Origin of the sequence: Viridibacillus sp. FSL H8-0110, assembly GCF_038003565.1 — a bacterium.
Taxonomy (GTDB): domain Bacteria; phylum Bacillota; class Bacilli; order Bacillales_A; family Planococcaceae; genus Viridibacillus; species Viridibacillus arenosi.
In genome coordinates, this window is record NZ_JBBOPJ010000001.1 from 2912463 (window position 1) to 2937992 (window position 25530).

General features: G+C 34.3%; 28 protein-coding genes, 1 pseudogene and 1 riboswitch. Of the genes and pseudogenes, 2 read left to right on the top strand and 27 right to left on the bottom strand.

What is annotated here, in order from left to right; genetic code table 11:
- Window positions 1-169 precede the first annotated feature (169 nt).
- From MHH98_RS14580 to MHH98_RS14660, 17 genes are all read right to left on the bottom strand, one after another.
- Window positions 170-646, bottom strand: a complete 477-nt coding sequence (locus MHH98_RS14580; protein WP_038190061.1) for a GNAT family N-acetyltransferase — start codon at window positions 644-646, stop codon at window positions 170-172.
- A 155-nt stretch (window positions 647-801) separates the two neighbouring features.
- Window positions 802-1245 carry a hypothetical protein gene (locus MHH98_RS14585; RefSeq protein WP_038191098.1) on the bottom strand — a complete coding sequence of 148 codons (444 nt, stop codon included), beginning with the start codon at window positions 1243-1245 and terminating at the stop codon, window positions 802-804.
- Window positions 1246-1274: 29 nt separating this feature from the next.
- The gene (locus tag MHH98_RS14590; RefSeq protein ID WP_038190064.1) at window positions 1275-2084 is read right to left on the bottom strand and encodes a DUF3100 domain-containing protein; all 810 of its coding nucleotides are present in this window, start codon (window positions 2082-2084) and stop codon (window positions 1275-1277) included.
- Window positions 2085-2613: 529 nt separating this feature from the next.
- Window positions 2614-2877: an NAD(P)-binding domain-containing protein gene (locus MHH98_RS14595; protein WP_081730147.1), complete on the bottom strand. Its 264-nt coding sequence runs from the start codon at window positions 2875-2877 to the stop codon at window positions 2614-2616.
- A 381-nt stretch (window positions 2878-3258) separates the two neighbouring features.
- Window positions 3259-4410: an MFS transporter gene (locus tag MHH98_RS14600; protein WP_038190083.1), complete on the bottom strand. Its 1152-nt coding sequence runs from the start codon at window positions 4408-4410 to the stop codon at window positions 3259-3261.
- Between the two features lie 182 nt (window positions 4411-4592).
- Window positions 4593-5123, bottom strand: a complete 531-nt coding sequence (locus MHH98_RS14605) for a GNAT family N-acetyltransferase (RefSeq protein WP_076033926.1) — start codon at window positions 5121-5123, stop codon at window positions 4593-4595.
- Window positions 5124-5194: 71 nt separating this feature from the next.
- Window positions 5195-5884 (bottom strand): aspartate/glutamate racemase family protein, encoded by a 690-nt coding sequence (locus MHH98_RS14610; RefSeq protein WP_076033927.1) that lies wholly within the window; start codon window positions 5882-5884, stop codon window positions 5195-5197.
- A 76-nt stretch (window positions 5885-5960) separates the two neighbouring features.
- Window positions 5961-6857, bottom strand: a complete 897-nt coding sequence (locus MHH98_RS14615) for a hypothetical protein (RefSeq protein ID WP_076033928.1) — start codon at window positions 6855-6857, stop codon at window positions 5961-5963.
- A 28-nt stretch (window positions 6858-6885) separates the two neighbouring features.
- Window positions 6886-7155, bottom strand: a complete 270-nt coding sequence (locus MHH98_RS14620) for a GNAT family N-acetyltransferase (protein WP_340713132.1) — start codon at window positions 7153-7155, stop codon at window positions 6886-6888.
- A 110-nt stretch (window positions 7156-7265) separates the two neighbouring features.
- A complete protein-coding gene (locus tag MHH98_RS14625) occupies window positions 7266-8804 on the bottom strand; it encodes a thiol-activated cytolysin family protein (protein ID WP_340713133.1) in 1539 nt (512 codons plus the stop codon).
- Window positions 8805-9245: 441 nt separating this feature from the next.
- Window positions 9246-9653, bottom strand: a complete 408-nt coding sequence (locus tag MHH98_RS14630; protein WP_053417053.1) for an NUDIX hydrolase — start codon at window positions 9651-9653, stop codon at window positions 9246-9248.
- 379 nt (window positions 9654-10032) lie between these two features.
- Window positions 10033-10593 carry a DUF1697 domain-containing protein gene (locus MHH98_RS14635; RefSeq protein WP_038190114.1) on the bottom strand — a complete coding sequence of 187 codons (561 nt, stop codon included), beginning with the start codon at window positions 10591-10593 and terminating at the stop codon, window positions 10033-10035.
- A gap of 65 nt (window positions 10594-10658) precedes the next feature.
- Window positions 10659-11078 (bottom strand): GNAT family N-acetyltransferase, encoded by a 420-nt coding sequence (locus MHH98_RS14640; protein ID WP_038190117.1) that lies wholly within the window; start codon window positions 11076-11078, stop codon window positions 10659-10661.
- Window positions 11075-11605, bottom strand: a complete 531-nt coding sequence (locus MHH98_RS14645; RefSeq protein WP_340713134.1) for a DinB family protein — start codon at window positions 11603-11605, stop codon at window positions 11075-11077. The genes MHH98_RS14640 and MHH98_RS14645 overlap by 4 nt, the downstream gene beginning before the upstream one ends.
- Window positions 11606-11620: 15 nt before the next feature.
- Window positions 11621-12124, bottom strand: coding sequence for an NUDIX domain-containing protein (locus MHH98_RS14650; protein WP_038190120.1), 504 nt, complete (start codon window positions 12122-12124; stop codon window positions 11621-11623).
- Window positions 12125-12159: 35 nt separating this feature from the next.
- Window positions 12160-12858 carry a Type 1 glutamine amidotransferase-like domain-containing protein gene (locus MHH98_RS14655; RefSeq protein WP_340713135.1) on the bottom strand — a complete coding sequence of 233 codons (699 nt, stop codon included), beginning with the start codon at window positions 12856-12858 and terminating at the stop codon, window positions 12160-12162.
- Window positions 12859-12884: 26 nt separating this feature from the next.
- Window positions 12885-13409: a DUF6886 family protein gene (locus tag MHH98_RS14660; protein WP_038190126.1), complete on the bottom strand. Its 525-nt coding sequence runs from the start codon at window positions 13407-13409 to the stop codon at window positions 12885-12887.
- Between the two features lie 78 nt (window positions 13410-13487).
- Here MHH98_RS14660 and MHH98_RS14665 point away from each other — a divergent pair, with 78 nt between their 5' ends.
- Window positions 13488-13805 (top strand): hypothetical protein, encoded by a 318-nt coding sequence (locus MHH98_RS14665; protein WP_038190129.1) that lies wholly within the window; start codon window positions 13488-13490, stop codon window positions 13803-13805.
- A 273-nt stretch (window positions 13806-14078) separates the two neighbouring features.
- Here the strand turns inward: MHH98_RS14665 and MHH98_RS14670 are convergent, their stop codons facing one another.
- The 5 genes from MHH98_RS14670 to nikA are packed head-to-tail and all read right to left on the bottom strand — an operon-like array spanning window position 14079 to window position 19320.
- Window positions 14079-14888, bottom strand: a complete 810-nt coding sequence (locus MHH98_RS14670; protein ID WP_340713137.1) for an ABC transporter ATP-binding protein — start codon at window positions 14886-14888, stop codon at window positions 14079-14081.
- 3 nt (window positions 14889-14891) lie between these two features.
- Entirely contained in the window at window positions 14892-15869 is a 978-nt protein-coding gene (locus MHH98_RS14675) for an ABC transporter ATP-binding protein (protein ID WP_340713139.1), read from the bottom strand.
- Complete coding sequence (gene nikC, locus MHH98_RS14680; RefSeq protein ID WP_340713141.1) at window positions 15866-16717, bottom strand: nickel transporter permease; 852 nt, start codon at window positions 16715-16717, stop codon at window positions 15866-15868. Before nikC ends, MHH98_RS14675 begins: the two co-directional genes overlap by 4 nt.
- Window positions 16714-17652 (bottom strand): nickel ABC transporter permease, encoded by a 939-nt coding sequence (nikB, locus tag MHH98_RS14685; protein ID WP_340713142.1) that lies wholly within the window; start codon window positions 17650-17652, stop codon window positions 16714-16716. The genes nikC and nikB overlap by 4 nt, the downstream gene beginning before the upstream one ends.
- Window positions 17653-17688: 36 nt before the next feature.
- Entirely contained in the window at window positions 17689-19320 is a 1632-nt protein-coding gene (nikA, locus tag MHH98_RS14690) for a nickel ABC transporter substrate-binding protein (protein ID WP_340713144.1), read from the bottom strand.
- A gap of 153 nt (window positions 19321-19473) precedes the next feature.
- Window positions 19474-19659: riboswitch (cobalamin riboswitch) on the bottom strand.
- Window positions 19660-20024: 365 nt separating this feature from the next.
- On the opposite strand from nikA, the pseudogene MHH98_RS14695 reads away from it, so the two are divergent.
- A pseudogene (locus MHH98_RS14695) lies at window positions 20025-20222 on the top strand (hypothetical protein); the annotation flags it as partial.
- Between the two features lie 124 nt (window positions 20223-20346).
- On the opposite strand, the gene MHH98_RS14700 reads toward MHH98_RS14695, so the two are convergent.
- From MHH98_RS14700 to MHH98_RS14720, 5 genes are read right to left on the bottom strand one after another with little or no spacing between them, the layout of a single operon-like run.
- Window positions 20347-21816 carry a class I adenylate-forming enzyme family protein gene (locus MHH98_RS14700; protein ID WP_340713145.1) on the bottom strand — a complete coding sequence of 490 codons (1470 nt, stop codon included), beginning with the start codon at window positions 21814-21816 and terminating at the stop codon, window positions 20347-20349.
- 12 nt (window positions 21817-21828) lie between these two features.
- Window positions 21829-22569, bottom strand: a complete 741-nt coding sequence (gene fabG, locus MHH98_RS14705) for a 3-oxoacyl-ACP reductase FabG (RefSeq protein ID WP_340713146.1) — start codon at window positions 22567-22569, stop codon at window positions 21829-21831.
- 13 nt (window positions 22570-22582) lie between these two features.
- On the bottom strand, window positions 22583-23479 hold the full coding sequence (gene phaZ / locus MHH98_RS14710) for an intracellular short-chain-length polyhydroxyalkanoate depolymerase (protein ID WP_076065128.1): 897 nt from the start codon (window positions 23477-23479) through the stop codon (window positions 22583-22585).
- Window positions 23476-24501: a 3-oxoacyl-ACP synthase gene (locus MHH98_RS14715; protein WP_053417072.1), complete on the bottom strand. Its 1026-nt coding sequence runs from the start codon at window positions 24499-24501 to the stop codon at window positions 23476-23478. Before MHH98_RS14715 ends, phaZ begins: the two co-directional genes overlap by 4 nt.
- The gene (locus tag MHH98_RS14720; protein ID WP_340713149.1) at window positions 24498-25529 is read right to left on the bottom strand and encodes a branched-chain amino acid ABC transporter permease; all 1032 of its coding nucleotides are present in this window, start codon (window positions 25527-25529) and stop codon (window positions 24498-24500) included. The genes MHH98_RS14715 and MHH98_RS14720 overlap by 4 nt, the downstream gene beginning before the upstream one ends.
- Window position 25530: the final 1 nt, after the last annotated feature.

The following is a 25530-nucleotide window of genomic DNA, read 5'->3' on the forward strand; positions in this document are numbered from 1 at the left end:
CTTTTTTCTTAACTAAGAGCAAGCGGTTCTTCTTTTATCACAGAAAATTATTAAACAAACTCTATCAATAGTATTTTTGGTTATAGATAGTCAAATATCAACAATGTCATTAAATGGAGCCAATAAAAAAAGAAGAAATGTAATTGAAATAAGACAACAATCTTTGAAGTTATATTACTCTATTACTCATAATGATTAACTCACCATGGCTTCCCATGATTCTATCCCCTTCATCAACAAATCCACATTTTAGATATAAGCTTTGAGCGGCAATATTCTTTACATTTACAGCCAAAACAACCTCTGTTATTTCCGGAAAATTCATTTTCACAAACCTTGGTAGTTCTAATAATGACTGTTTCGCATAGCCTCTTCCTTGGTAGCGATAATCTGTAGAAAATGTTCTAAGTAATATAGCTTTTTGATTATTAGAATAAGGCGTGACCCCTTCATTCATATGTAGAACAAAGTACGACACTATTTCTTCATCATCTAAAACTAAAATCGGATAACGATCCTCATCACTTTTTGCTACGAAGATAGATTCTACTGGTGATCCTGTAAATTGTAATTGTTCATCAGTTAATTGATAACACTCAATTTGTGACATATATCTATCGCTATATCTTTCTAAATAAACGCTCATCTCTACCCCTCCCAATCAAATAGTAACAATAATTGGTATATATTTCTATAAACAAAATCTCTATCTTTGTATGACTATTTTCTTTTTTACTAGTTCATAACAAAAAAAGACCTTTCATATTATCGATTAATCGATAATTGAAAGGTCTTTTTCTACTAATGAAACTTCCCTGTAACTCTAAAGCCGATTTCAGCAACTAAAGTAGCTAATAAGAATGTTCCAGTATAAACAACTAAAGAAATAACAACGATTCTCCAACCAAGCTGTTTAAACTCTTTCAAGTCTTTACCGAAAGACAAACCAGCATAAGCTAGGATTGGTGTTGCTAATGCCATGAAATTAATTTGACTTGTTGCTTTTACAATTGTTTCATTTCCCGGAAAAATTGGTGAAGTCACTAACAAGGCAAGAAATGAAACCCAAATAACTACTGGCAATTTAATTGGTAATATTTTTTCAATTGCAAAACCACAAACCGTAATTGCAACAATAATAAGCATACCAGGTAAGGCATCAATAGGTGATACATCATAGCCTACCCAGTTTCCTATAATTGCAATTGCACCGATGATAATAAATGTATATATTTTATCTAACATGAATGTCCGTTCCCCCACTTCTAAAGAACTTAAGCTTTGTTTTCAGCTTTTCTAGATCTTCTACCCAAAATTGGTTCCAATTTTCTGTATAGGTAATTAGTAACCGGTAGTGAAAAGAAGATACATACATAAGTTCCAACAATTGTTGTAATTAAGTTTGCAGCACCAGCAAATAGCGCAATATCATTAGCGGATTCTGGGAATATAATAGCAAGTGCACCAGTCATTGCAGCCATCATACTTCCTGAACCTACACCGGCACCCATTGCTAGTGAAATTGGATGGAACCAGCCAGAATTAGCTAGAACACTAGCTAAAATCGTTAAATAAATGGCACCAAATAATGTACCACACACATAAACACCTAATGCTCCACGACCTTCAGGAGAATCAGCACCATATTTTTCAGCAATAATTGCAAGGTTTGGTTCACGGTCAATTGAGAAGGTAGCACCTACCGCTTCACGTTTCATCCCCATTAACAATGCAATTGGTAAACCAAACACGATTGTCCCAAAGAAATGCCCTACTTCTTGTAGAGTTAACGACAATCCAGCATCCATTAGTTGTGGCAATGAAGGTCCCATCAAAGTTCCAAGTTTAGCCACGAATAACATAAATGAAATACCTAAAATGTTAGCTGCGATATTCATATCTTTTTCGCTTAACAACTTCAATTTAGGTAAACTAATAACTGCACCGATTATTAATGCATAAAGCATAGGGAAAAGTGCAACTACTCCAATACCAATGTCAAAGTTCTTAATCCCAATAAATTCAGCTACAACTACAAGTGCTAATACGATTAACTGTATTTTCCAACTTAATAATTTTTTCAAGTTATCCACCTCTATTTCTCTTTTATCACCTTTGAATCTCCACTACTGATAGCCACCGATGCTAATTCTTTCAATGTTTGACAAGCAGCTGTTGCATCTAGATTTCTTTTTACTGTTGTTTTAGCAGATTCATTTATTTGAAAGCCGATAGATCCAATAAACGATAGTACTCCTAAAATAGTGTTTTTCTTGTAGTTAACCAGTTATACTTGTGTATTGGTCAAAAACAAATAAAACATTATAATATTTGTTGTTCAAATATCTCCCTGGAATATTTAATACACGGTTAGCTGTGCCTATTATTAACACTTTCGCTACTTTTCCTTGTTCGACTCAAACTGTTTAGTAATAATCTAAGCTTCTACTAAACTATCTTCCTCCGAAGGATTCTCCATATTAAGACAAATTTCGCAATTTACCCATAACTGTTTTCACCTATGTAAAAATTTCTTCACCTAACACTTCTAATATTGAACGAATTTTCTCTCATTTTTGAATATTATCACCTAACATAATAGTAAGTGTACCGTTATCTGCACCAGCAGTTTCGCCAATAGTCTGACAATAATAAACCTAATTCATCAGCTGGTATTGCCAAATCGATTGCAGTTTCTGCATCTGTTGTACTCATATCAATAATAATGGAACCTTTTTTCCAAATTTTAAAAACTCCATTTTCCCCTATGTATGATTGACGTACAATATCAGTCGTAGATACTGAAGATACCACAATATTCACTATTTCGGCAATGCTTTTTAAAGTTTCAGAGAGAAAAAAACCTATTTTATGTATTAAAAGAACACTTGATTGTTCGGTTAGTAGACCAAATCACTTTAGCCTACTTTTACAACTTTTTTTGGATACTCCCTTTCTCGTTGTGCTTCAGCGTGAAGTGTAGCTACTTCGTTTTTCAAATCAATAATATTCCTCAATTTTATTTTATCGGTATATAGTTATAGCAGTACCTCTCTGAATACTCTCATTCATTTGAACATATATTTAAATTCGGTTCTTAATTACTTCATGAATGATAGAACTAGTACCTGCCAAAAATAAGTAACATTGGCTTATAAAGATTGTAAATAATGTGTTTTCTACTACCACATCAATTATATTAATTTCCTCAACAATATACCTCCCTTCATCAAAAGATAAAAGGAGGTTTTCACTTCACTAATCAACCGTTATCTTTTTACGATTAACAAATAACGACACTAACCCATATATTGTACCTATCAGAGAAATCCCTGAGATCACTAGATAGTAATGTTGACCTGTTAGAGAGTTATATAGGAAGCCACCTGCATATGATGAGACGATACTTGATATTCCGAAGAATAATAGTGCCAAAACCGTTTGCCCTGTCGCTCTCCACTCTACCGGTACAATACGATATAAATACTGAATCGCTGCTGTATAAAAAATTGGGAAAGTAAGCATTTGTAGTAATTGTACAAGTGCTAACATTTGCGGGTCTGTAATCCACGCTGATACAAAGAATCGTACAAAAAAGAAAAATGCTGCTATCGTTATTATTAGTAGTTCTTTTCCACTACGAAGCCACCAAAAGCTAAGAGCAAAGATGATAATTTCACTTGCCGCAGAGATGAAAAATGCTTGTCCAACTAGTTTTGTACTTCCACCTAATGACAGAATATGTACGCCTAAAAACGTTTCATTCATACGAGCAGGTACCGAACAGATAAATACTAATAATAAAAACGATAATGTTTGTTTATTACTTAAAAAACTCTTCAAACCTGCAATGGTAACTGGTTTAGAAGAAGTTGGAGCATCGGGCATTTTCCATATAATAAGGAATCCAATAATCCCTAATATAACAAAAAGGATACCGACACTGTTATTGCCAAAGTAAGACATAATATATCCGGTAACAAGTGCTAATACCGCATAACCTAATGCTCCATATGTACGAATTGAACCGTAACTAATTTTTGCTGCTTCTGCTACTGTAAAATTCAAACTTTCCATTAACGGGTCGATCGGCATTAAGAAGAAGTAGACGAACATCGCAAATACGACTAATAGCAAGAATCCATCAACGCTAAACAAGAAATAGCCAAATAAACTAGCTAAAAATAATAACAATAATAATATTTTTCTAATCGTCTTCGTCTTATCACTGATGAATCCCCATAATGGCTGCGTAAATATTGTTACAAATCCACCCGTACCTACCACAAGCCCTATCTCACTTGGCGATAAACCTCTCTCACCTAGATAAACTGGTAAAAACGGAACAAATAGCGCAAGCATTCCAAAGAACAAAAAGTTAAATACTTTTAGTCTATGATGTAATTGCATATTTAACATCCTTTCAAATTAAATCTTTGTTTTACTAGGTATTTGAGGCTTATCACTATCGTTCAAAAGATAGGTTCCTTTTACCGAGAAAAGCTATCATATCATATTTATAGTCACGAAGTTATACCTTTTTAAACATTTTTATACAAAAATAGAAAAACTCCTAATCTACAAATTAGGAGTCACAACTTATTTTCAACTTTATAAAGATAATGCACCATATCGCCATTGTAATATTGCTTAATAAACTCTTCTTCAATGTGCATGCCAATTCTCATAGCTACTTTTTGAGAAGCAATATTATCATCTTTTATTATTGAATATACTTCTGGAGCTTTTAAAATATTAAAAGCATATTTTCTACAAGCATCTGCCATTTCAGTTGCATACCCTTTATTCCAAAAATCATGTTTAAATAAATAACCAATTTCTAACACTTCTCTATTTCCAACTTGTTGCATAGTTAATCCAGCTTGTCCAATCACTGTATCTGTTCCTTTTAATAAAATCGCCCATAATCCAAATCCATTTTCTTGATATCTTGATTGCTGTCTAACCAGCCAATTTTGAGTATCTTGATCATTAAATGTATGTTCATATGCATACATGACTCTCTCATCTTGTAAAATATCCGCTAAATCTTGAAAATCATTTTGTACTAGTTCCCTCGCATATAATCTTTCGGTTTCAAGAATAAAAGCATTATTTTCCATTCGATTTCTCCTTAATTTCATTCATGTGCTAAGCGTTTTTTTATTACAGTATAGTCTCAAATTGCATACTCTTATTGCAATGCCAGTTTGACTGACTCAATAGCATGAATTTTAGTAGTATCAAACAAAGGTATCTTAGTATCCTGTTGTTTGATGATTAGACCTACTTCTGTACAGCCCAGAATAATGCCTTTTGCTCCTCTTTCGACCAGTCGATCGATGATATCTAAATACTTTTTCTTAGAGGTTTCTTTTATAATCCCCAAACATAATTCATCATATATAATTTGATGGATAATAGCCCGTTCTTCTTCTGCTGGTACTATGATCTGAATATTATATTGCTCCACACGTGACTTATAAAAATCCTGTTCCATCGTGAATTTGGTACCAAGTAGACCAACTTTTTGAATACTATTTGCTTTAATCTGAATTGCAGTTGTATCTGCAATATGTAAAATTGGTATTTGTATCTTTTCTTCTATCAAATCAATGACTTTATGCATTGTATTCGTACATATAACAATAAAGTCAGCTCCTACCTTCTCTAAAGAGATTGCTGCATTTGCTAAAACAAGCCCCGCACTTTTCCAATCCCCTATTGATTGATACCTCTCTATTTCCTCAAAATCAACACTAAATAATATACATTTCGCTGAATGTAAACCACCTAATTGATTCTTTACTTCTTCATTAATGAGCCTATAATATTCTGCTGACGATTCCCAACTCATGCCGCCTATTAATCCAATGATTTTCATATATTACCTCTCCCTCTTTAAGCTATTATTAATCAAGAAATAAAATAAAAGAAGATTGCTCTGCTAAGCATCTACTTTAAATTTTATTACTTTTTTTATCAAAATTACGATAGATCTTCATTTGCATACTTGACCAGTCTTTCATTAAATCTGCTTCCTTCTTGATTTTCCAAGCATTGAAAATGGTTTGTCCTTGTTTATTGAAAAATAGGTTATTGCCAACATAGTACGATGCATGTTGGATTACTTCATCTATATCGACCCATGCGACTACATCACCCGCAATTAGCGTTTCATCCTGTTCATACACCGTATAGCCAAGCTGCCCCAATCCATTTAAAAAGGCTTGCTGGTGGACCCATTCTTGCAATAACCATTCACTTTCTTTATCACTTACTGCATATAATGCAGCCGCTAAACAATTGGCACCTGCAGTTGTCGCATATGTATTAGCATAAGGCATTAAATGCGGCGGTAGATCTTCTGGCACTTCTTCGCAAGCACCATCCTCCCACCACTCAGCAACTTTTTTAATTATCATTTTCTTATTGCTTTGAGACATGCCTTCCCACATACTACGTTGTAAAACAACTAAGTCATCTATTATGTAAGCTTCAGGCACTACCGTTAAATCTGCAATAAAGGTTTTTGGCAGCACCATACCTCGTTCTATTTTAACTTGACACTGTAACAAGAACGTCCTAATTTCTTCAGCCACCCCAACAATCCAGTCTGGTTGTGCCACAATCACGAGTGATGCATTTTTTATGTTCCAATATTCATAGCTATTCATTAATTCAATTTGTGTATATGACGTATGATTGAAAAATTCTGTTGATGGCATAATAAGTACATTTCGCAAATGTCCTAGGAGTTTCTCAGTATCACCTTCTGCTATAAAGAATAAGTCTTTTTTAGGTACATAATCTTCAACCCACTGCTGTAAAATTTCATTTGAAGGTACAATAATCAATTTTTTCTCTCCTTTTTTGACCTTTTAATTAAGAGCTGCAATTTAATACATTTACAAGTATCTGTTCTTCAAAGTTGCTTTTTAAAGTTAGTATCAATGATAAACGTTCATATACCTTTATTTCTCCAATTTTAGAGAATTTTTTTTCATAGAAATTTACGGTTGGGAAATTTTTAGAACCCGTTGTCACGATTATTGTTTTGATACCTTCTATATTGCATTCAATGAAATCCAATAACATCTTGGCAATGCCTTTTCTAAAATATTTAGGGTGTACTATTAATCGATGAATATCCATTTAAGTCATCTATTATGCATGTATTAGGTACTACCGTTAAATCTGCAATAAAGATTTTTGGCAACACCATACGAGAAAAGCGCCCTTTAAACAGGGCGCTTCATTTTTATCTAATGACTAATATTAGCAGTTGGGTATAACGTTGTTCCTCCAATTGAAACCTTTATTTCATTTGTTAATGGAACGTTTTGTTCATTAATAATTGTTCTCCACCATTCCCATGCAAGACCAGTACATTCTCTCGCTACGACTTTTACATTTTTTGAATTCGGTGGAAGCGGTATAACGGTAGAGTAATGAGCCGTTTTGTCTTTGCCGCTTCCATCCCATGTTTTATGTGTTAGTACTTCTTTCCCATTTTCATCATATGAGAATTCATCCCAAGATACATCAAATTGAGCAACATATGCACCGTAATGATCAAGCGTCATTTTAGCACTTGAATATTCTGTAGTTGTAGTCTCAATATAATCTGTATTGTTATGAACAGCAGCCGTTGCATTATCTTTTAAGAAAGTGCTTGTATATGAAATTGGGTATGCTGGATTTTTAAGACTTAATTCTGCATTATCTTTAATGATATTTCGTATTTCATTAAAATCTTTTGTAACAACCTTGTTATGCTCTTTTGAATCTCCGCCTAATACTACAGCAGTAAAGGTAATGTCTTCAAAAATATCTTTATACTGTCCACTCGTTTCGACGCTATTATTCTTAAGTAAAGCTTTAAAGGCAGCTTGTACATCTTTGCTCTTAGATGTTGTTTCTAATTTCACATAAATTGTTCTACCATACGCTACATTTGACACCATAACAGGCGGGGCCACATTACTTACCCCTTTACGAGTTAACTCATCAAAAGTAACACTATTATCAAAAAGATCGGATGGATTGTTAGGTAGTTCAGCACTTACGGTATAAAATATTTGCTTATATGCCGCAACCATCACTTTTTTCTCTCCATTTGCAACCGCATTAAAATCAATGTTCAGCCCATTATCAAGATATTTAGCGTTAACATTAAGAGCACTTGCGATTTGTGATTTACTATACACCATAGATTCTGTATACTGCATTCTTGCAGGTAACGAATGTGTTGATGCATACTTTTCATTCCAAGTAGATACTAAATCATCTACTGCTCCAGCCACATTGCCGTATGTCGGATTTTGGACAGTTACTGTATTTTCTTTTCTCATGCCAGGTAAGTCTATACTAATAATCAAAGGTTTTCTCTTAGCCACTAATAAACTAGGCTGATTATCTGCAAAAGCTTTATTTGCAAGTTGTACGGCTCCTGGATAAGTGCGATTAGCCACAGAATCAATAATCGAAATATCGACTGGTGAAGTTGTAAGTGATTTTTTCTCACGTTCAACAACTACAAATTTACCATTTGAATTGATACTTTCTTTCGGAACAAAACTCTCTACTTTATCACCATTTACTGCTAAAACCTCTTGATTATTGTACTTTAGATTTGCTATTCCAGTATCAATACCACTAGGATTTTTTGTTGCATCAGCTGAATTATCTGTTAGTGTTTCCGCGGAGGAAATAAATGAATAATTAATAGTGCATAAACTAACTAATAAACATGCTAGTAATTTTATTCCTTTAGCATTTTTTATTATTCCCAAAAAAACCAACTCCTTCCTTAAAAATTATATCATCATATTTAGATTTTTGTATATTGATGAATTTTTTTCACGTACTCAAATTAGATAGTTTTTAAGCTACTTTCATGCACCCGGTCTTTTTTACTTCTTAACATTTTTATGCCTATATCATCATTTTGGGGGCTTCATCCCCCCTGGTCTATCATAGTAGTCAATAATTTCAGCCTCTACCTTGTACGAAGGGATTTGAATGTTCACGCAATTTTCAGATTAGTAATATCAATCTTTTTTATCATTACATTACCTCGTTTTATTATTTCTCTAATTCATGCTTTTCTCACAATCGTCTCGCATTTTATCCATATAATCTAAATTACATGGATACAATTATAAGTCCTACCATTAAAACACCAATTCGATATAACATATAATACCATTTGTGCAAATTTCAATAAAAATGACTTACTATTCTCATTGAGAAATATATAGCCCATCAAAATCTAAAGTAGATGCTATGCCGTTTAGATAATAAGTCATATGTTGATCTGCTTCTTCAAAAGACATCCATTTAATTTGTTGTATCTCATCTGGAAAATTCACCACTATCTCCCCGCTATATGCTTTTACTTTAAACGTAAATAACAATGCATGATGATTCCGATCTTCAAAAAACTTTTCTCTTACATCGATGAGTGTACCCATTTCAACCTGTAGATTCGTTTCTTCATTTACTTCACGAATTAGTGCCTGCTCAAGTGTTTCGTTTTGTTCAACTGCACCACCTGGTAATGTCCATATCATATTTTCATTTTGTACCATTAATATTTCATCGGTTTCCTCTTTACAGATTGCGGCATATACAACATCTACTCTTTTCATTGATATTCCCCCTTATTCATCCTCAATTACTGTATTCACTTCAGTTTTCTTATAAATACGTCGATAATCTAATAATCTAGCTTCCCTTGAGCATCCATATGGATATTTGTAAATGGACTATCATCAGAAACGTACAGCCAATGCTTTCGATGAGTCAAAAACTTCAATACATTTTCCCTTTTTAATATCGCTTCTATTTGGAAATATAAATTTAGTTGAGATTCTTCATTTGACTGTACCTTAATATCATTCATTATTCTTGAGTCAAAATCGGATTTATTAGACAGCCCCTTTATTTTTTGGTTGTTTTACAAGTGAATAATTTATAATTTATTTCGCCGTTATCTATCAATCATTCTTATACAACTCATATCAAAAATTATGCCTCAATTTCTTTCGCTAAAGCCGTCAACTTGTTCATCGTTTTCCAATTACGTATTGTTACTGGAACACCAAGCTTTTGCACATTGATCGCCAGCTTGGAATTACGAATGCTTTTTCTTAATAAGAGATACACTTCACGGCCTTCAACTTGAAAGTCTTCATATTCGGTTCTAAAGGCACTCAGCCTTTCAATTTTTTCCTGTGAAGGAACTTCGAGTAGTAAAGCAACATAAAGACTCTCCCCTTCTGACGATGCTTCTGCAGCCATAATCGCTTCTTTCGAAAAAGGACATTCCTCAGTAATCCGTTCCAACTCGCTGAAAGTCCTTAAAACAACACTAATTGCAAACCCAAAAACCGCCTTAATTTCATGCTCAATGTGCTCGTGTATAAATTGTTCTTTCTCATCCGATTCGAAAAGGACATTGCCACTTTGTATATACGTTTTTACTCGTTTGAATCCCATTTTCTCAAACATTTGCTTTAGTTCCGCCATTTTAATCTTATTGTGGCCACCTACATTAATACCTCTTAAAAAAGCAATATAAATTGTCATCCCTATCCCCTTCTATCTTGCTTCAAAGTATAATTTGAACCATTCATTACTAATTAGTATATTCGCTAAATTAACTTGAAATAAATAATCTCAGGATCCCCATCATCTAAATTTTCAACGTAGCCACTACGTACAAATCCATTAAATTCAAACACCTTTTGCATATTGGTATTTGATTGGTTTGTTGAGGAAAATATTTTTTGAGTTGGTGCAATGTTTTCAAAAGAGCTGATTAAAGCTGTTGCATATCCCTTTCTTCTTGCCGACTTAGAAACAATGATTAACGATATAAAACTACATTCAAAAAAATTTGTATCAAATAGTAAAAACGCTTGAACTTCGTCTTCCTCTTTAATAATTAAGCAACGGCCTTCTCCTACGATTTTTTCGATATGTTTCCTTCTACTCATATTGCCTATGATTTCGCAATCGAGCTTTACTATTCCCTCTATATTTTCTAAATTTGCTGTGGTAACAGAGTTCAAGTAATCACTCCTTTTTGACAAGGTACATGACTGCAATGTTGCTTCTTATCACATTTATTTAAAAACTCATCAATTTGTTGAAAGTGATGTAAATCATGTACTATCAGACCTTTAAAATATGCAGTAACAGTTAATATACTTGTGCCTATATTCAATTCTTTATTAATTTCACTTGCAGGAATCTTTATTATCTCATTTACTAATTTTAATCTTGTCAGTATACATTTTTTAATACCTTCATCTTTAGATATATTCAGACTCTCTAACGCTGCAATTTGATTCATCTCTAGAACATTTGGGCTTTCTAATTCTTGTTTTAGATTTAGCAAGTAAGGTAATCTTTTTTCCATTACGAACTTGTCCCATGGCACTAAATGCCCTACAATTTCACAAACTGACCATTTACTTTCTGCAATAGGTTTAAGCCAACAATCATCAGTTAACCTTGTTAATTTCGCAATATACTGGATTGAATTTTCATAGTGGTTCAAAATCAATTTTTTTGATTCTATTGCACTCATCTCCATAAAAAATATTTCCATCTAAGTATTGCTGGAGCTCACAAAATGAATTGCCTCACCCAATATCATCGTAGCCAATTCATGATCATCAATGATATAAGGAATTTCAGATGGCTCTACCCATATACGTGCAATACCTTCATTTTCACGTAAAAATGGATAGCATTCTTTAACATTCATTCTGTAAAAAGATTGATAGCCTATCATTGGGTATTTACCACCCGGGACAAATGATTGGTTCTCGTCATGATTGACTTCAATTGCACCTAGGTATGTAATATCACCTTTAACATAAGCTTCTTCATACACTTCACGATGTATCGCTTCTTCAGTAGATTCGCCACTTTCAATATGACCACCTGGATAGCTAAATCCTCTGTCTTTAATTTTAGAAAGTAGCACTTTGTTATCTTGGAAACAGATTGCATGGACACTAGTTACGATGCACAACTCATCTAGTTGAAAATTTGGTTTCCATGTGAGTTTCACTCTATGACCGTTCCAATAAACTATAACTGTCTTCATAGGAGCCTCCTATATTATTGAGATACTATAACTCCTTAAAGTTTACCTAGGAATTCGGTTGGCAATTGTTTCTCTACAACTTTATTTTCAAGTATGACTTGATACGCTTTTGCTTTAGGTCTTGAGCTAACAATTTTAGCTATTTCGTCATCAATGTAATGTATCGCCACACCGTCATCAGCTGCTATGCCTGCTTTGATGAGTTGTGATTTAATAAAATGATGGTAAGATGGTCTTCTATCTTTTTCTCCATCATAATGTGGGCAATGACTTCCATTTAAAAATCCTAAACATTGAATTGGTTCAAGGCCATCTCCATACGAATCTGTAATGCTTTCTTCAAACCAGCAAATAGCTCCTGCACTAATACCAGCAAGAACAATACCCTTTTCCCATGCTTTTTTTAAGATTTTATCTAGACCCCATTCTCTCCATAGAACCAATAGGTTTTTTGTATTTCCTCCACCTACGTAAATAATATCTTGCTTTAATATGAAGTCTTCTAAATCTCTAGTTGGTGGATTAAACAAAGATAAATGAGTTGGTTTGCAATTTTGAGTTTTAAAAAAATCATAAAACCTTGCTATGTAATTGTCAGCATCACCACTTGCTGTAGGTATAAAGCAAATTTTCGGATTATCCTCTTTCGACTGACTAAGAATATAAGAATCTAATAATGGGTTTTCAGGCTCCATTGAAAATCCGCCGCCCCCAAGTGCAATTATCTGTTTCATAGTTTTCATCCTCCATTCAACTATTGTTAGTAACCTCTAGGGGTAGCAAATTTCATCCTGCACATTGAGAAACTTAAAGTCGAATGTAGAATTTCATCATGAAGTTCCCACAGACTTTCTGCCGTTTTTAGTTCTACATTTCGTTTAGAAAGCGCTTCAATCAAATCGGTTATTTCCATACAGTTAATCGGAACTTGTTTCTTTTCGCTAACATAATATCCTGCATTTTCATCAAGTAAGTTAAATTCCATTGAATCAAATTCATATAAATATAGCTTTGTATCTCTCATTTTTTGTAGCCATTTGTTTTCAACAACTACTACATGATTGCTGGAGCTAGATGAAAGATATCGAGTTTTATCTTCTTTTGTTGTTTCTGCATTAATATGAAAACAAACACGGGGGCAATTCCTTGGCGTCAAGAAATTTGGTAGACATTTTTCATTAATTGCCCAAACGAGCCCTTTTGTCTGATCTAAATCCTGACGGGAAGGTATTCTAGGCTCAAAAACTCCGATACTTCTTTCTTCACTTACATGAAAAAGTCTCATATTAACCTCCATTAAATTTTAGTAAAAATATTCTATTTAGCCCTATTATTAGAATATCATAATATGGGGGTGAATGAGTTGGGATATGATGCCCAGTCGAAAAAAGTAAAAATTTCTACAGATCGCGAGATTAGAATTCCTGAAGAGTTTTATGAAGAATTTTCATTAATTGATGAGGTTCAAATTTCTAAGGTGAATGGTGCACTAATAATTACGCCCATTATTGATCCTGTTTTCGAGAAATATAAAACGCTCATTATGGAGCAACTGACAAAAGCAGGTTATACCGGTCAAGAGTTAACGGATAAGTTCAACGAGTTACGAAAGCAAGTACAAGTGAATGATGGATTTACTCTTTTTATGAACGTTAAGCCAGACTTTAAAAAGCAAGAATAAGTAAAATCAGGTAGCTTTATTCATACAAGTTCCATTTTATCGCTTATTTCATCAAAAAAACGTAGCAAGATAGGTATGTTTTCTATCCTATCTTGCTACGTTTTTACTTGGTTTTGTTAGTACCTACCCTCGATTTCATACGACTAAAGTATTACAAACAGGTTGCTACTAATTAAAAAAATATCAACTGAATGCAAATAGTAAAGACTAAACCATTTTGGCTTAGTCTTTTTCATTATCTACTATTAACTTTTTAGTAAAATGTATTAATAATTATATTTCCTCACATTTCATATACCCAGGAAACGGAGGTAGAACAGAGGATAACAACTTTTTAGAAACAGGATTTGCTAATTGTTCAAGCTGCTCCATATCATCTAGCCTTTCAACAATCTCGCCTTGATGCATCACAACTAAACAGTCAGCTATGTAATTGACCGCCTGTAAATCATGAGAAATAAAAAGATATGAAAGTTGAAATTCTTCCTTTAATTGTGCCAAAAGATTTAATATCTGTATTTGAACGAGGGCATCTAATGCACTTACAGCCTCATCAAGTATGATTAACTTTGGTTTAAGGGCAATTGCTCTAGCAATATTGATTCTTTGTAGCTGCCCTCCGCTGAACTGAGAAGGGTATTTATGTATGTCTTCCCGCCTTAACCCGACCTTCTTCAAAAGCTCCAGCACTTGCTTTTCCTCTTCTGCCGACGAGAGCCTTTTGTAATTTCTTAATGGCTCAGCAATACTTTCACCTATAGTAAGTCTTGGATTAACCGCACTATAACAATCCTGAAAGACCACTTGGAGATTTTGGCGTAACTCTTTTAATTCTTTTGAGTTCAAATTATGTAGATTCTTCCCTAAAAAACAGGCTTCTCCCTGATCCGGCTTTTCAAGTCCTAAAATAATCTTTCCTAATGTACTTTTGCCTGACCCGCTTTCTCCGACAATTCCTAAGCAAACTCCCTGTTCCAAAGTAAGTGAGATATCCTTAACCGCTTCTATCGATCTACGTTTCTCAAAAACCGAGTTCTTGAGAAAGAATGATTTTTTTATATTTTTCAATACTAGTAAACTCATTCTTCAATTACCTACACTTTCATGTATCTTTACACAGCGTACAAAATGATCTTTTTCATACTCTCTATACTCAAGATTGTAACTTATACACGAATGATTTGCTTCTTCACACCTATCTAGAAATGGACATTTTTTATCGTTATTTTTTGAATATGTACTTAAAGGGCTAACACTTTGTATCTTTTTTCGTGTTAATCCAAGCCTTGACTCTAACAAGACTCGAGTATATGGGTGCATTGGTTGATTGAATAACTTCAACACTGGTGCCTTCTCAACGATATAGCCACCATACATCACAGCTACTTCATCGGCCAATTGAGCAATCACCCCTAAATCGTGGGTTACTAATAAAATACCTGTATTATATTCTTTCTTTAACTTATCCAATTGTTTCAAAACTTGAAGTTGATTTGTCGCATCTAAGGCAGTAGTCGGTTCATCTGCAATGAGGATAGATGGTTTTAAAGACATGGTAATCGCAATCATTACTCGTTGCAGCATTCCACCACTTAACTGAAATGGATATTGCTTTAATACTGCCTTTGGATTAGGAAGGTCCGTTTTTTCAAGATATTCTACAGCTACTTTTCTCGCTAGTCGCTTTGTAATAGGTAAATGCGTTCTAATTGTTTCAATAAAATGACTTTCAATTGTTCTTACAGGATTAAAGGCGATCATAGGATTTTGCATGATCATAGCAATATCATTTCCCCGTACTTTCCTAATGTCTTCTGCTGAACATTCTAAAAGGTTTTGATTTCTATAATTAATACTTCCAAACTCAACTTTTACATTTTCAGGTAAAAGTCTTAATAAAGACATACACGTTAACGTTTTCCCTGATCCACTTTCTCCAACAATACCTAACACTTTCCCGGACTGGAGCGCAAAATTAACATCACGTACCGGATGAACCACTTCAAGAGGTGTTGAAACAGATATATTCAAATTATTTACAGTCAAAATCGGTTGATGCCTCATTCTACGCCCCCTCCAGCCCTTTTCATGTCTAAAGCATCTTTCAAAGCTTCACCAAACAAATTAAAGGCAATAACTACAATGAAGATCATTATCCCAGGGTACAACATCAAGGAAGGATAATTTCTAAAAAATGACTTACTATCATTAATCATCATGCCCCACTCTGCCTCTGGTGGTTGAATTCCAAGACCTAAAAATGAAAGACTAGAAATAGCTAAAATAACTCCTCCAATGTCCATAAAAACTAAAACAACAACTTGAGAAATGATAGCGGGTAAAATATGTTTCATTATAATAACAAACTTTGGTGTACCGCATATTTTGGCTGCTACTATATAGTTTTGTTCCCTAACACTGAGTACCATTCCTCGAATGACACGAGCATAAAAAACCCATTGAACAAGAACCATTGCTAAGATCAAATTAAAAAGACCTGGTCCCAAAATCCCTACTAATGCCAATGAAAGCAGAAAACTTGGGAATGCCATTAGAATGTCACAGATTCTCATAAATAGATAATCTACCTTACCACCTATAAAGCCCGCAATTATGCCAAGTGGAACACTAATAATCATCATGAATCCCATAACAAGGATAGCTGTACCCAGAGAGGTCTGAGTTCCAAAGATTAATCGCGATAATATACATCTCCCTAGATGATCCGTTCCTAAGGGAAACTGAGATGAAGGACCTTGTAGTTTTTGAGCGATATCAACAAGGTTTGGGTCATTAGGAGCCAAAAAAGAAGCAAAGAGTGCAACCCCAATCATACCTAAAATAATGATACTACTAATTATCATGAGCTTATGATTTAGTAGCGTTCGTTGCATCTTTATATTTAATTTCATTTCCCTTCCTCCAATCGTATACGTGGATCCAGGAAGGAATAAGTAACATCCACAAGGAGATTACAGAACACGAAAATTACACTCATAAACAATACACAGCCCTGAATCATAGGATAATCCTGATTTAAAATAGAGGAGACGAACAATTGTCCCATGCCTGGCCAAGCGAAAATCGTTTCAACAATTACTGCTCCGCCTAACATATTCCCAAAACTCATACCAAGTGCGGTTACTACAGGTAGGATGGATTTTTTTAAAACATGCCTACTAATAATTTGCCTTTGCCGCAAACCTCTCGCTCTAGCATATACAACAAACGGCTCATTCAAATTTTCTAGCACACTAGCTCGAAGTAATCGTATATACGTGCCGATATAGCCAAAAGCAAGTGTTAAGGAAGGAAGGACTAAATGCGCTAGTGTCCCCCTACCCAAAACAGGGAAAAAGTCTAACTTTACGGATAAAAAATAAATCAAGAGAAAACCAAACCAAAATGTAGGCATTGAAACACTAACAAAAGCTATTATTCTACTAAATTGATCTATCCATTTTCCTTTGTAGATAGCCGAAAGCACTCCAATTGGTAAGCTAATAACTACAATAAAGAAAAGCGCAGTAATTGTTAGCTGAATTGTAGGTACTAGATGCAACAAAATTTCGTCCGAGACTGCATTTTTGGACAGATAAGAGATCCCCAAATCCAGTTGAATCACCTTCACCAACCAATCAAAATACTGAATATATAAAGGGTTATCTAATCCGAGTTCGAGTCGCAAGTCAGTCACAGCCACGTCGGTTGGGGGAATATTCGACAATCTTAAATAAGCTACTGCTGGGTCTCCAGGAATTAAGTGCAATAAAATAAAAGTAATAATGGAGATTCCTAATAATATTGGAATTAGACTTGAGAGACGTTTAACTAAAAACCAACTCATGTAGCACTCCTTAAGTTATTATTAATAATTCTTGCTTCATTTAACATCAATTGTAGTTAAAGGTACCTCAGCTTCTTGAGGTAAAAAATCTAATCCGCTAATATTCTTGTGATATACAGCTACATTTGATTGGTAAGATATCGGTAAGTATACTGCTTGATCATGTAATGTTGATAAAATATCTGTATACATCATTTTTCTTTCTTTTTCATCTGTAGTTAAAAGTACTTTTTTAATTTTCTCGTCTATTTCCTTCTTTTCTGGTAATCCCAATAATGCAGTATAATCTGGACCACCATTTTCCGAATCTGTAGTAATTGAGGCTAAATAAGAATGCGGGTCAAAAGGTACGGCCCATGTTGATGTAAATAATATATCGTAATTACCTTGGAATGCAGTTGTCCAGAAAGTATTCGTTTCCTGACTAGTTAACTTAATATCAATTCCTAGTTTTCTAAAATCACCTTGTACAAATTCAGCAATCGACTTTTGGATGTTATCAGTACTATTAAATAAGAATTCCAGTTGCAGCTCTTTTCCATCTTTTTCTCTAAACGCTTTACCCTCTACTTTTTTCCAGCCTGCTTCATCTAATAACTGTTCTGCTTTCGCAATATCATAGTCATATGGATTTATATCAATCTTTGTGTAATCCAATACAGGTGGGAACAGTGTATCTGCCTTTTTTTCCATACCATAAAAAATATTATCGATTGCTGCCTGTTTATTGAAAGCATAATTGAGTGCTAAACGCACTTTATGATCTTTAGTTGCTTCTTTGTTTGTGTTAAATAGTAACGTTCTTGTAGCAGTAGGCTCTGATAATTTAGTTTCATATTTCCCTGAATCCTTTAAAAACTGGAAAGAATCCTGACTAATGACCCCATTACCAAAAATAAAATCAAGTTCGTTTTTCTCAAAAGCTAATACTCTAGATTCTCCGTCTGTAATGACTTTGACAACTACCTTTTCTACTTTAGGTTTAGTACCCCAATACTTTTCATTTCTTTTAAAAACCGCATACTCATTCTTCTTATATTCGCTAAGTACCCACGGACCTGTACCAATCTGAGATTTAAGTCCATCTTTAAATGTGTCTTGGCTGTCAGGAAAAGCAGCTTCTCCAACAAACCTCAAAGGCCTTATGTAAGTTAATTCTTGAAGCGTTGGATAATAAGAATTGTTCAATGTAAGTTTAAAAGTATATTCATCCAATGCTTCTGTATTTTTGATTTGGTTGATTAACTCTACCCATTCATGTTGTTTGCGATTATCTAAAATTGTATCGAAGTTTTTCTTTACAATTGCTGCATTAAACTTCGAACCATCAGAAAACTCAACATCTTTTCTCAGATGGAATACATATTCTTTGCCATCTTTCGAAATATTCCAGCTTTCTGCTAACCAAGGTTGAATTTCCCCTCCCTTCCCGTAGTAAACAAGTGACTCATATACCATAGCTTGGGAGAAAAACTCATTTGGAAAATATGTATGTGGATTTAAGTCGCCTATATCTCCAGTCATGGAAAATGTAACAACTTTTGATTGATCTTTAACAGACGCATTATCTTGTTCTTTTGCTTTGTTACTACACCCAGTAATAAAACTCGCGAGAATTACTAGTAGAACAAGAAAATTCCGTAGTATCTTACTTTGTTTAATAAACATGTTTAATCACCTTCATTTTTAGAATTTAAACTATTAAAAATACTGAAATACAAAAAAGCATTCCTAACCCAATTAAAAAGGTTAGAAATGCTCATAGTTTTAGATCAAATTTATCTCCTAGCACTCCAACACCTCCCTATCTCCCGTAGGTTAACAGCATTTTTAGAACAGGCAGGTCTTCTGACTTAGGTTCATCGCTCCAATGCGTCTTCCCGGATATTCCAGTGACTTATTTGCATGAGGCTCACCCTTACAGCGGCGGGACCATGTCGGATTTTCACCGACTTCCCTATTAAGTATTCGCTATTAAACGAACACACCTATTCCAATACTATATGTAATTTTTTTGTGGAAATAAAAAAAGTTTTCCTAATATAAAGTATATTCGTTATTACTACTTAAAGCTATATCAATTTAAAGACTTAATTTTATACAAAAGTTTTACCACAAAAATTGCGCGTTTTTTTTTGCAGTTACACATATCGTTGCTGGTTGTAAACGTTACATTGCCTTACACCTAAAGTGGAAAATTCCACATTTATGCTTAACAAGAAAAAATAACCTGATTATAAATAACTGGTTCGCTTTTAGAGTACTAAAACTAATTAGAGTATCAATTTTGGATTCAAAAGTGACACGATAACGTAAAGCGAATAAACGAAGTGCCGATTTCTATTAAAGTGAAATTAGCACTTCGTTTATTTTATCATTTCAATTCAAATAAAATTGAAAAATTAAGTAACTCAAATTTAAAGATAGAGATTGTCCAAAATGCAAATCATTCCTTGGATATTGAAGAATTCGATACAACAAATTCAATATTAGCTTTATCAAGGGTAGTGGAAAAACTTCAGGAAGCATTAAAGACAATTCAGTGCAATAATGAGATTATCAAAAGATAACCAATTTAGGTCTAATTTAATCCCTAAAATAGATGATAAAGAGGTGCTAATTGCACCCCTTTTTTAATGGTTATTTACATTTTTGCTCCTCAATTCCGAACCCGTTAATAACCCAACAGACCGTTTACATTTGAATCGTTTGAAGTTTCTTTTTATCAATTTTCCCTACATGTGTTTTTGGTAGTTCAGGGATAAAATAAATATTCCGAGGGATTTTATAACTACCTAGATGACTTCTACAAAGGTCTTGAATTTCTTTAACATTATTAAATGCATCATCAGATACGATAAAAGCCGTAACGATTTCACCCCAGTGACAATCAGCAATTCCTATAACTGCGACCTCTTTCACCTTTGGATGAGTAATAATACATTGTTCCACCTCTTGAGGATAGACATTTTCCCCCCCTGAAATAATCATTTCTTTTACTCGTCCTACGATATAAATATCTCCGTCCAGATCCATCTTCGCTAAATCACCAGTACGAAGCCATCCATTAATAATAGTTTTAGCTGTCTCTTGTGGATTCTTCCAATATTCGCTGAACATATGCTTTCCTTTAATATATAGTTCTCCTACTTCATCACGTCCGCATTCTCTACCATTCGGAGCTTGAATTTTAACTTCATTAAATTGCATACACTTTCCAACAGATCCTAGTTTTATTGCGGCCTCCTCTGGTTGAATAACAAAATTATTGGGACCAGCTTCGGTTAATCCATAACCCTCTTTAAATGGTACTCCCTTTTGTAAGAAGGTTTTATGCACAGTGATGGGACATGGAGCTCCACCTGATAAAAATACTTTTATACTAGGAAAACTTGTTTTCTTGAATTCTTCTGTATCAATCATAGATTGATACATTGTCGGGACAAATAACGAAATTGTTGTGCTGTAAGTATTCAATGACTGGATTGCTTCTTGAGGATTGAATTTATTTCCTATTACAACTGTACCTCCAGCCATTAATATCGGAATTGATAATGCATTCAAGCCTCCCGTATGAAATAATGGCATATAATTTAATGTGCAATCATCACTACTAATATTCCAACTAATAATAGTATTGAAGGCATTCCAATTTACCGCATCATATGATAAGATTACACCCTTTGGCTTTCCAGTTGTCCCACCAGTATATATCATTAACCATGCGTCTTTCGAATTCCAATTATTTGTTGGTACATCGAAGTGCTCTGCTAAAATCTCTATTGTAATTGGGTATGCTTTCATATGTGGGTTATTAGCAATAAGCTTCATAAATTGATCTTCATATAGTATTAAGGCTGGTGTACAATCGTCAAGAATATAGTCAAGTTCTGAATGACTTAATCTCCAGTTTAAGGGAACATAGATGTAACCACCGATGGCACATGCAAAAAGAACGGCAAATAGATCAATTCTATTTTCCGCAATCACGGCGACCCGATCACCTTTTTGTAGACTGCAGTTTTTTAGAAACATAACCCACTTTTTCACTTCATAGCCCAATTGTTTATAGGACCAGCTTCTGTTAGTAGCAATATCAATCAACGATGTTTTTTTGGGGGTAATGGCAGCTCTTTTTAATATCCATGATTGCTCACTATGCATAACTTCTCCCCCTTACATCATAATTCCACCATCAACCTGTAATACATGGCCTGTAATATAGCTTGCTTCTTCTGAAGCTAAAAATAGGTAAGCATTGGCAATATCTTTTGGAGCCGCTAAACGTTGTAAAGAAACGATGGATTCCATTTTCTCTAATACTTTAGATGGCATTTTTTCAACCATTGGTGTTCTAGTAAAACCTGGTGCAACTGCATTGACATTAATTCCTTTTCTACCTAGTTCTTTTGCCCAAGTTTTAGTCATCCCAACAATAGCTGCTTTTGTAGCTGCATAATTTGTTTGACCAACATTGCCGTAGACACCGCTGACCGATGATGTGTTAATAATTTTCCCATAGCCTTGTGCTACCATAGATGGCGTAACTGCTTGAGTACAATTGAAAACACCTTTTAAATTTACATCGATTACTTGATCAAACTGTTCTTCCGTCATTTTTGAAAGCATTGCATCATTTGTAATACCCGCATTATTTACTAAAATATCAATCTTATTATATTTGTTAATCACTTTTGCAATTACATTATTGACACTCTCACGTTTAGTTACATTGATAGGATAGAAAGCTACATCATAGTCATTTTCAAGGTATTTGGCTTCAACTTTATATCCGGCTTCTTCGTTGTAATCCGCAATAATAACTATTGCTCCTTCTTCTGCAAATCGTTTTACTGCTGCTAAACCAATTCCACTAGCTCCACCCGTAATCATTGCCACTTTATTTTGTAATCTCATTCCAATTCCTCCATTATATAAATAGTTCAATCTGATTAACTAGTTGTGTTAAATCATCTATTAATGGTGAATGACCACTGTCGTTCAGTTTTACTACTTTTGCACGTCCCTCAAAATCTTCTATTATCTCTTTTGTCATAGTCTCAGGTACTACGTAATCACGATCACCATAAATAATTAGTGTAGGTATTTGGATTTTCGCTACTTCGTTTTGTCCATGACTTACTTCATTCTTCTTAGAACTAATATTGAACGTATTTAACACATGATATACATCTGCAAGATTACGCTGTGTCAACATATCATCTATATAGGCTTCATACTGCAGTTCTGATGGTTGCTTATGCGTATAAATAAGCGCATTCCAAACTGCTTTTAATCCCTCACGATTCCCACTATCATATAAATTTTGCATAGGTACAGTTTTTACAGAATCTTTTTCAACTTCTTCTAGAGTAAGTAATCTCTTTAATAGATTAGGTGAACCATCCGGATTCGACGCATAAAATGCATAACCTCTTGTTGAAGCGGAAGCAAGTAGGACTAATTTATTACATAATCCGAGATAATCTGCACAAAATTGCATTGCAACAGCCCCCCCAGTAGACCAACCTACTAAAGTAAAATCTTTTAACCCGAGAGCATCTACCCATAGATTTAAGTCTTCGCTAAAGTCACGAATATGTGACACTCGTTTATTATAAGATGATTGACCGAATCCTCTTAAATCTGGTGATAGAATTGTAAATCGTCCATCAAGTTCTTCCATTAGTACATCCCAATGTTTTGAAGATGTCATATTGCCGTGAACAAGAATTATAAGCTCATCTCCACCAGCTCTTTCACGATAAGCTATCGTTTCTCCGTTAGATAACAGCACTTTTTTTAATACGTCTTGTTGCAATGTCATACAATCTCCTCCTCATGAGTTCCCCATTGAATTGTTACTGCCCCCCATGCATAACCAATACCTGCGCTAACAAGCGTGATAATATCTCCGTTTTTTATTATCCCTTTTTCTAAAGCTAACTCTAATGATAAAATTTGATCAATCTGACCAATATGTCCGTAATGTGATAAATAAATTGACTGTGATTCGTCTAGCCCTAGTGAATGAAGTACATAATCATGTGCTGACTTTTTCATATGAAGCATAGCAATATAATCCAATTGAGATTCGTCATATCCACTCTTCGATAAAGATTGGCGGATTACCTTTAAAAAGTTACTCAATGACTTTTGCTCAAGACGTGTCTTCATGCCTTCAGGATCTAGCACATCTAATTTATATGCACCTGCTTGTAGTAATTCAGGGGTCAATGGTTTTTTTGTTCCACCAACCGGTACAACTACATCTTCTGAAAAAGATCCGTCCGTTATCAAATCACTTTCAAGAACGATATTTTCTTTCACATCTTTTTGTAGAATCATAGCTCCTCCACCAGCGCCTAAGTTATACATGAACCGTGTTCGATCATTTGTATAATCGATGAAATCATGATTTCTATATCCTCCTGCAAGTAAGATAGTACGAACATCTTCATTAGCTAGCATTAAGCTTTTTGCAACTTTCATCGCCATTATCGTCGTTCCACATCGAAGCTGTACATCAAATGACCATGCATTTAAAGCACCAATTTCTTCTTGGATTTTAATAGCTGCTGTCCACAGTGGATATTCTTTATGCTCCTCACCGATATAAATAATGACATCAATATCTCGAGGGGATAAATTTGTCTTTTCTAAGGCTCTTTTGGCAGCCCAAACTGCCATTTGCACTGTATGATCTTCGTGTCCAGCAATCGTCTTTTCAATAATCCCCAATTTTGTTTTAACAATATCAACTGGAATATTCGATTTTTGACTAATCTCTTCAAAGGTCATACGATTTTTAGGTAAATAGATTCCGGTACTTACAATCCCTATATTCATTCAAATCGCTCCTTATCCTTGACCAAAGGTACAGATTGCGTAGGCAGTTGGGGTTTGGCTTTCTTCGATTTCCAAGTCAAATATTTCACATATACAGTACCAACAATGCCTTTTGGGAAGAAGATGACTGCTAAAATATAGAGCATCCCAAAGAAGATAATCCAGCGTTCAAAAATTGGGTAGTCATTAGCTAAACCTGATAGATAATGTTGAGCAGTTTCAATCACTAGACTGCCAACAATTGGCCCGATAAGTGTGCCAACACCACCAATTATCGTCATTAACAATGCATCTAATGTTATATCCATTGACATTACACTTGTATTGACGAAGCGGAGAGATATTGCATAGAGTGATCCTGACAGACTAGCAAGAACACCAGCTACAACTGAAGCCGTTACCTTATAGTGTAATGTTCTAAATCCTAGTGATCGTGTCCTTTGTTCGTTTTCACGAACTGCAATTAGTACTTTTCCTAATGGAGAATTTACAAATCGTCTAAGTACAAGGAATACGACAACAAGACAGACTAAGACGAAGAAATAAAAGATAACACGATCTCTGAATACATCCGGAGCTCTGAAAGTAAAGCCGTCATTCCCTTTTGTAACAGTACGCCATTTCTCCGCTACAACTAAAAACAAACCTGAAATCGCCAATGTCAACATGGCAAAGAAATGGCTCTTTAAACGCAGTGTCAGGAGCCCAACTAGGAAACTAACAATACCAGCAAAAATCATACCTACAATAATCGAAATGAGGAAAATCATCATAGTATTGTTATAAGTACTAAGTAAAATGGCCGTTGTATATGCGCCTATTCCAAAAAACATAGCATGCCCAAACGACACAATTCCTGTATAACCGAGTAAAATATCATAACTCATGGCTAATATACTGAAAATAAATATTTGGGTCATTAGTATCGTTAACGTTCTAGAATCTGCAACATAGGGAAAGAAAATGAGTGCTATTATAATTATCAAAAATGTCAAATTTTTAAGAGAAAAGTATTTTTCATGTCTCATT

Coding starts and splice junctions, on each gene's coding strand:
- MHH98_RS14670 (WP_340713137.1), bottom strand. CDS start 14,888: ATGAGTTTACTAGTATTGAAAAATATAAAAAAATCATTCTTTCTCAAG.
- nikB (WP_340713142.1), bottom strand. CDS start 17,652: ATGAGTTGGTTTTTAGTTAAACGTCTCTCAAGTCTAATTCCAATATTA.
- MHH98_RS14635 (WP_038190114.1), bottom strand. CDS start 10,593: ATGACAATTTATATTGCTTTTTTAAGAGGTATTAATGTAGGTGGCCAC.
- MHH98_RS14605 (WP_076033926.1), bottom strand. CDS start 5,123: ATGGAAAATAATGCTTTTATTCTTGAAACCGAAAGATTATATGCGAGG.
- nikC (WP_340713141.1), bottom strand. CDS start 16,717: ATGAAATTAAATATAAAGATGCAACGAACGCTACTAAATCATAAGCTC.
- MHH98_RS14600 (WP_038190083.1), bottom strand. CDS start 4,410: ATGCAATTACATCATAGACTAAAAGTATTTAACTTTTTGTTCTTTGGA.
- MHH98_RS14645 (WP_340713134.1), bottom strand. CDS start 11,605: ATGGAGATGAGTGCAATAGAATCAAAAAAATTGATTTTGAACCACTAT.
- MHH98_RS14620 (WP_340713132.1), bottom strand. CDS start 7,155: ATGGATATTCATCGATTAATAGTACACCCTAAATATTTTAGAAAAGGC.
- MHH98_RS14700 (WP_340713145.1), bottom strand. CDS start 21,816: ATGCATAGTGAGCAATCATGGATATTAAAAAGAGCTGCCATTACCCCC.
- MHH98_RS14655 (WP_340713135.1), bottom strand. CDS start 12,858: ATGAAACAGATAATTGCACTTGGGGGCGGCGGATTTTCAATGGAGCCT.
- fabG (WP_340713146.1), bottom strand. CDS start 22,569: ATGAGATTACAAAATAAAGTGGCAATGATTACGGGTGGAGCTAGTGGA.
- MHH98_RS14675 (WP_340713139.1), bottom strand. CDS start 15,869: ATGAGGCATCAACCGATTTTGACTGTAAATAATTTGAATATATCTGTT.
- MHH98_RS14720 (WP_340713149.1), bottom strand. CDS start 25,529: ATGAGACATGAAAAATACTTTTCTCTTAAAAATTTGACATTTTTGATA.
- MHH98_RS14630 (WP_053417053.1), bottom strand. CDS start 9,653: ATGAAAAGAGTAGATGTTGTATATGCCGCAATCTGTAAAGAGGAAACC.
- nikA (WP_340713144.1), bottom strand. CDS start 19,320: ATGTTTATTAAACAAAGTAAGATACTACGGAATTTTCTTGTTCTACTA.
- MHH98_RS14660 (WP_038190126.1), bottom strand. CDS start 13,409: ATGAGACTTTTTCATGTAAGTGAAGAAAGAAGTATCGGAGTTTTTGAG.
- MHH98_RS14610 (WP_076033927.1), bottom strand. CDS start 5,884: ATGAAAATCATTGGATTAATAGGCGGCATGAGTTGGGAATCGTCAGCA.
- phaZ (WP_076065128.1), bottom strand. CDS start 23,479: ATGACATTGCAACAAGACGTATTAAAAAAAGTGCTGTTATCTAACGGA.
- MHH98_RS14585 (WP_038191098.1), bottom strand. CDS start 1,245: ATGTTAGATAAAATATATACATTTATTATCATCGGTGCAATTGCAATT.
- MHH98_RS14650 (WP_038190120.1), bottom strand. CDS start 12,124: ATGAAGACAGTTATAGTTTATTGGAACGGTCATAGAGTGAAACTCACA.
- MHH98_RS14715 (WP_053417072.1), bottom strand. CDS start 24,501: ATGAATATAGGGATTGTAAGTACCGGAATCTATTTACCTAAAAATCGT.
- MHH98_RS14580 (WP_038190061.1), bottom strand. CDS start 646: ATGAGCGTTTATTTAGAAAGATATAGCGATAGATATATGTCACAAATT.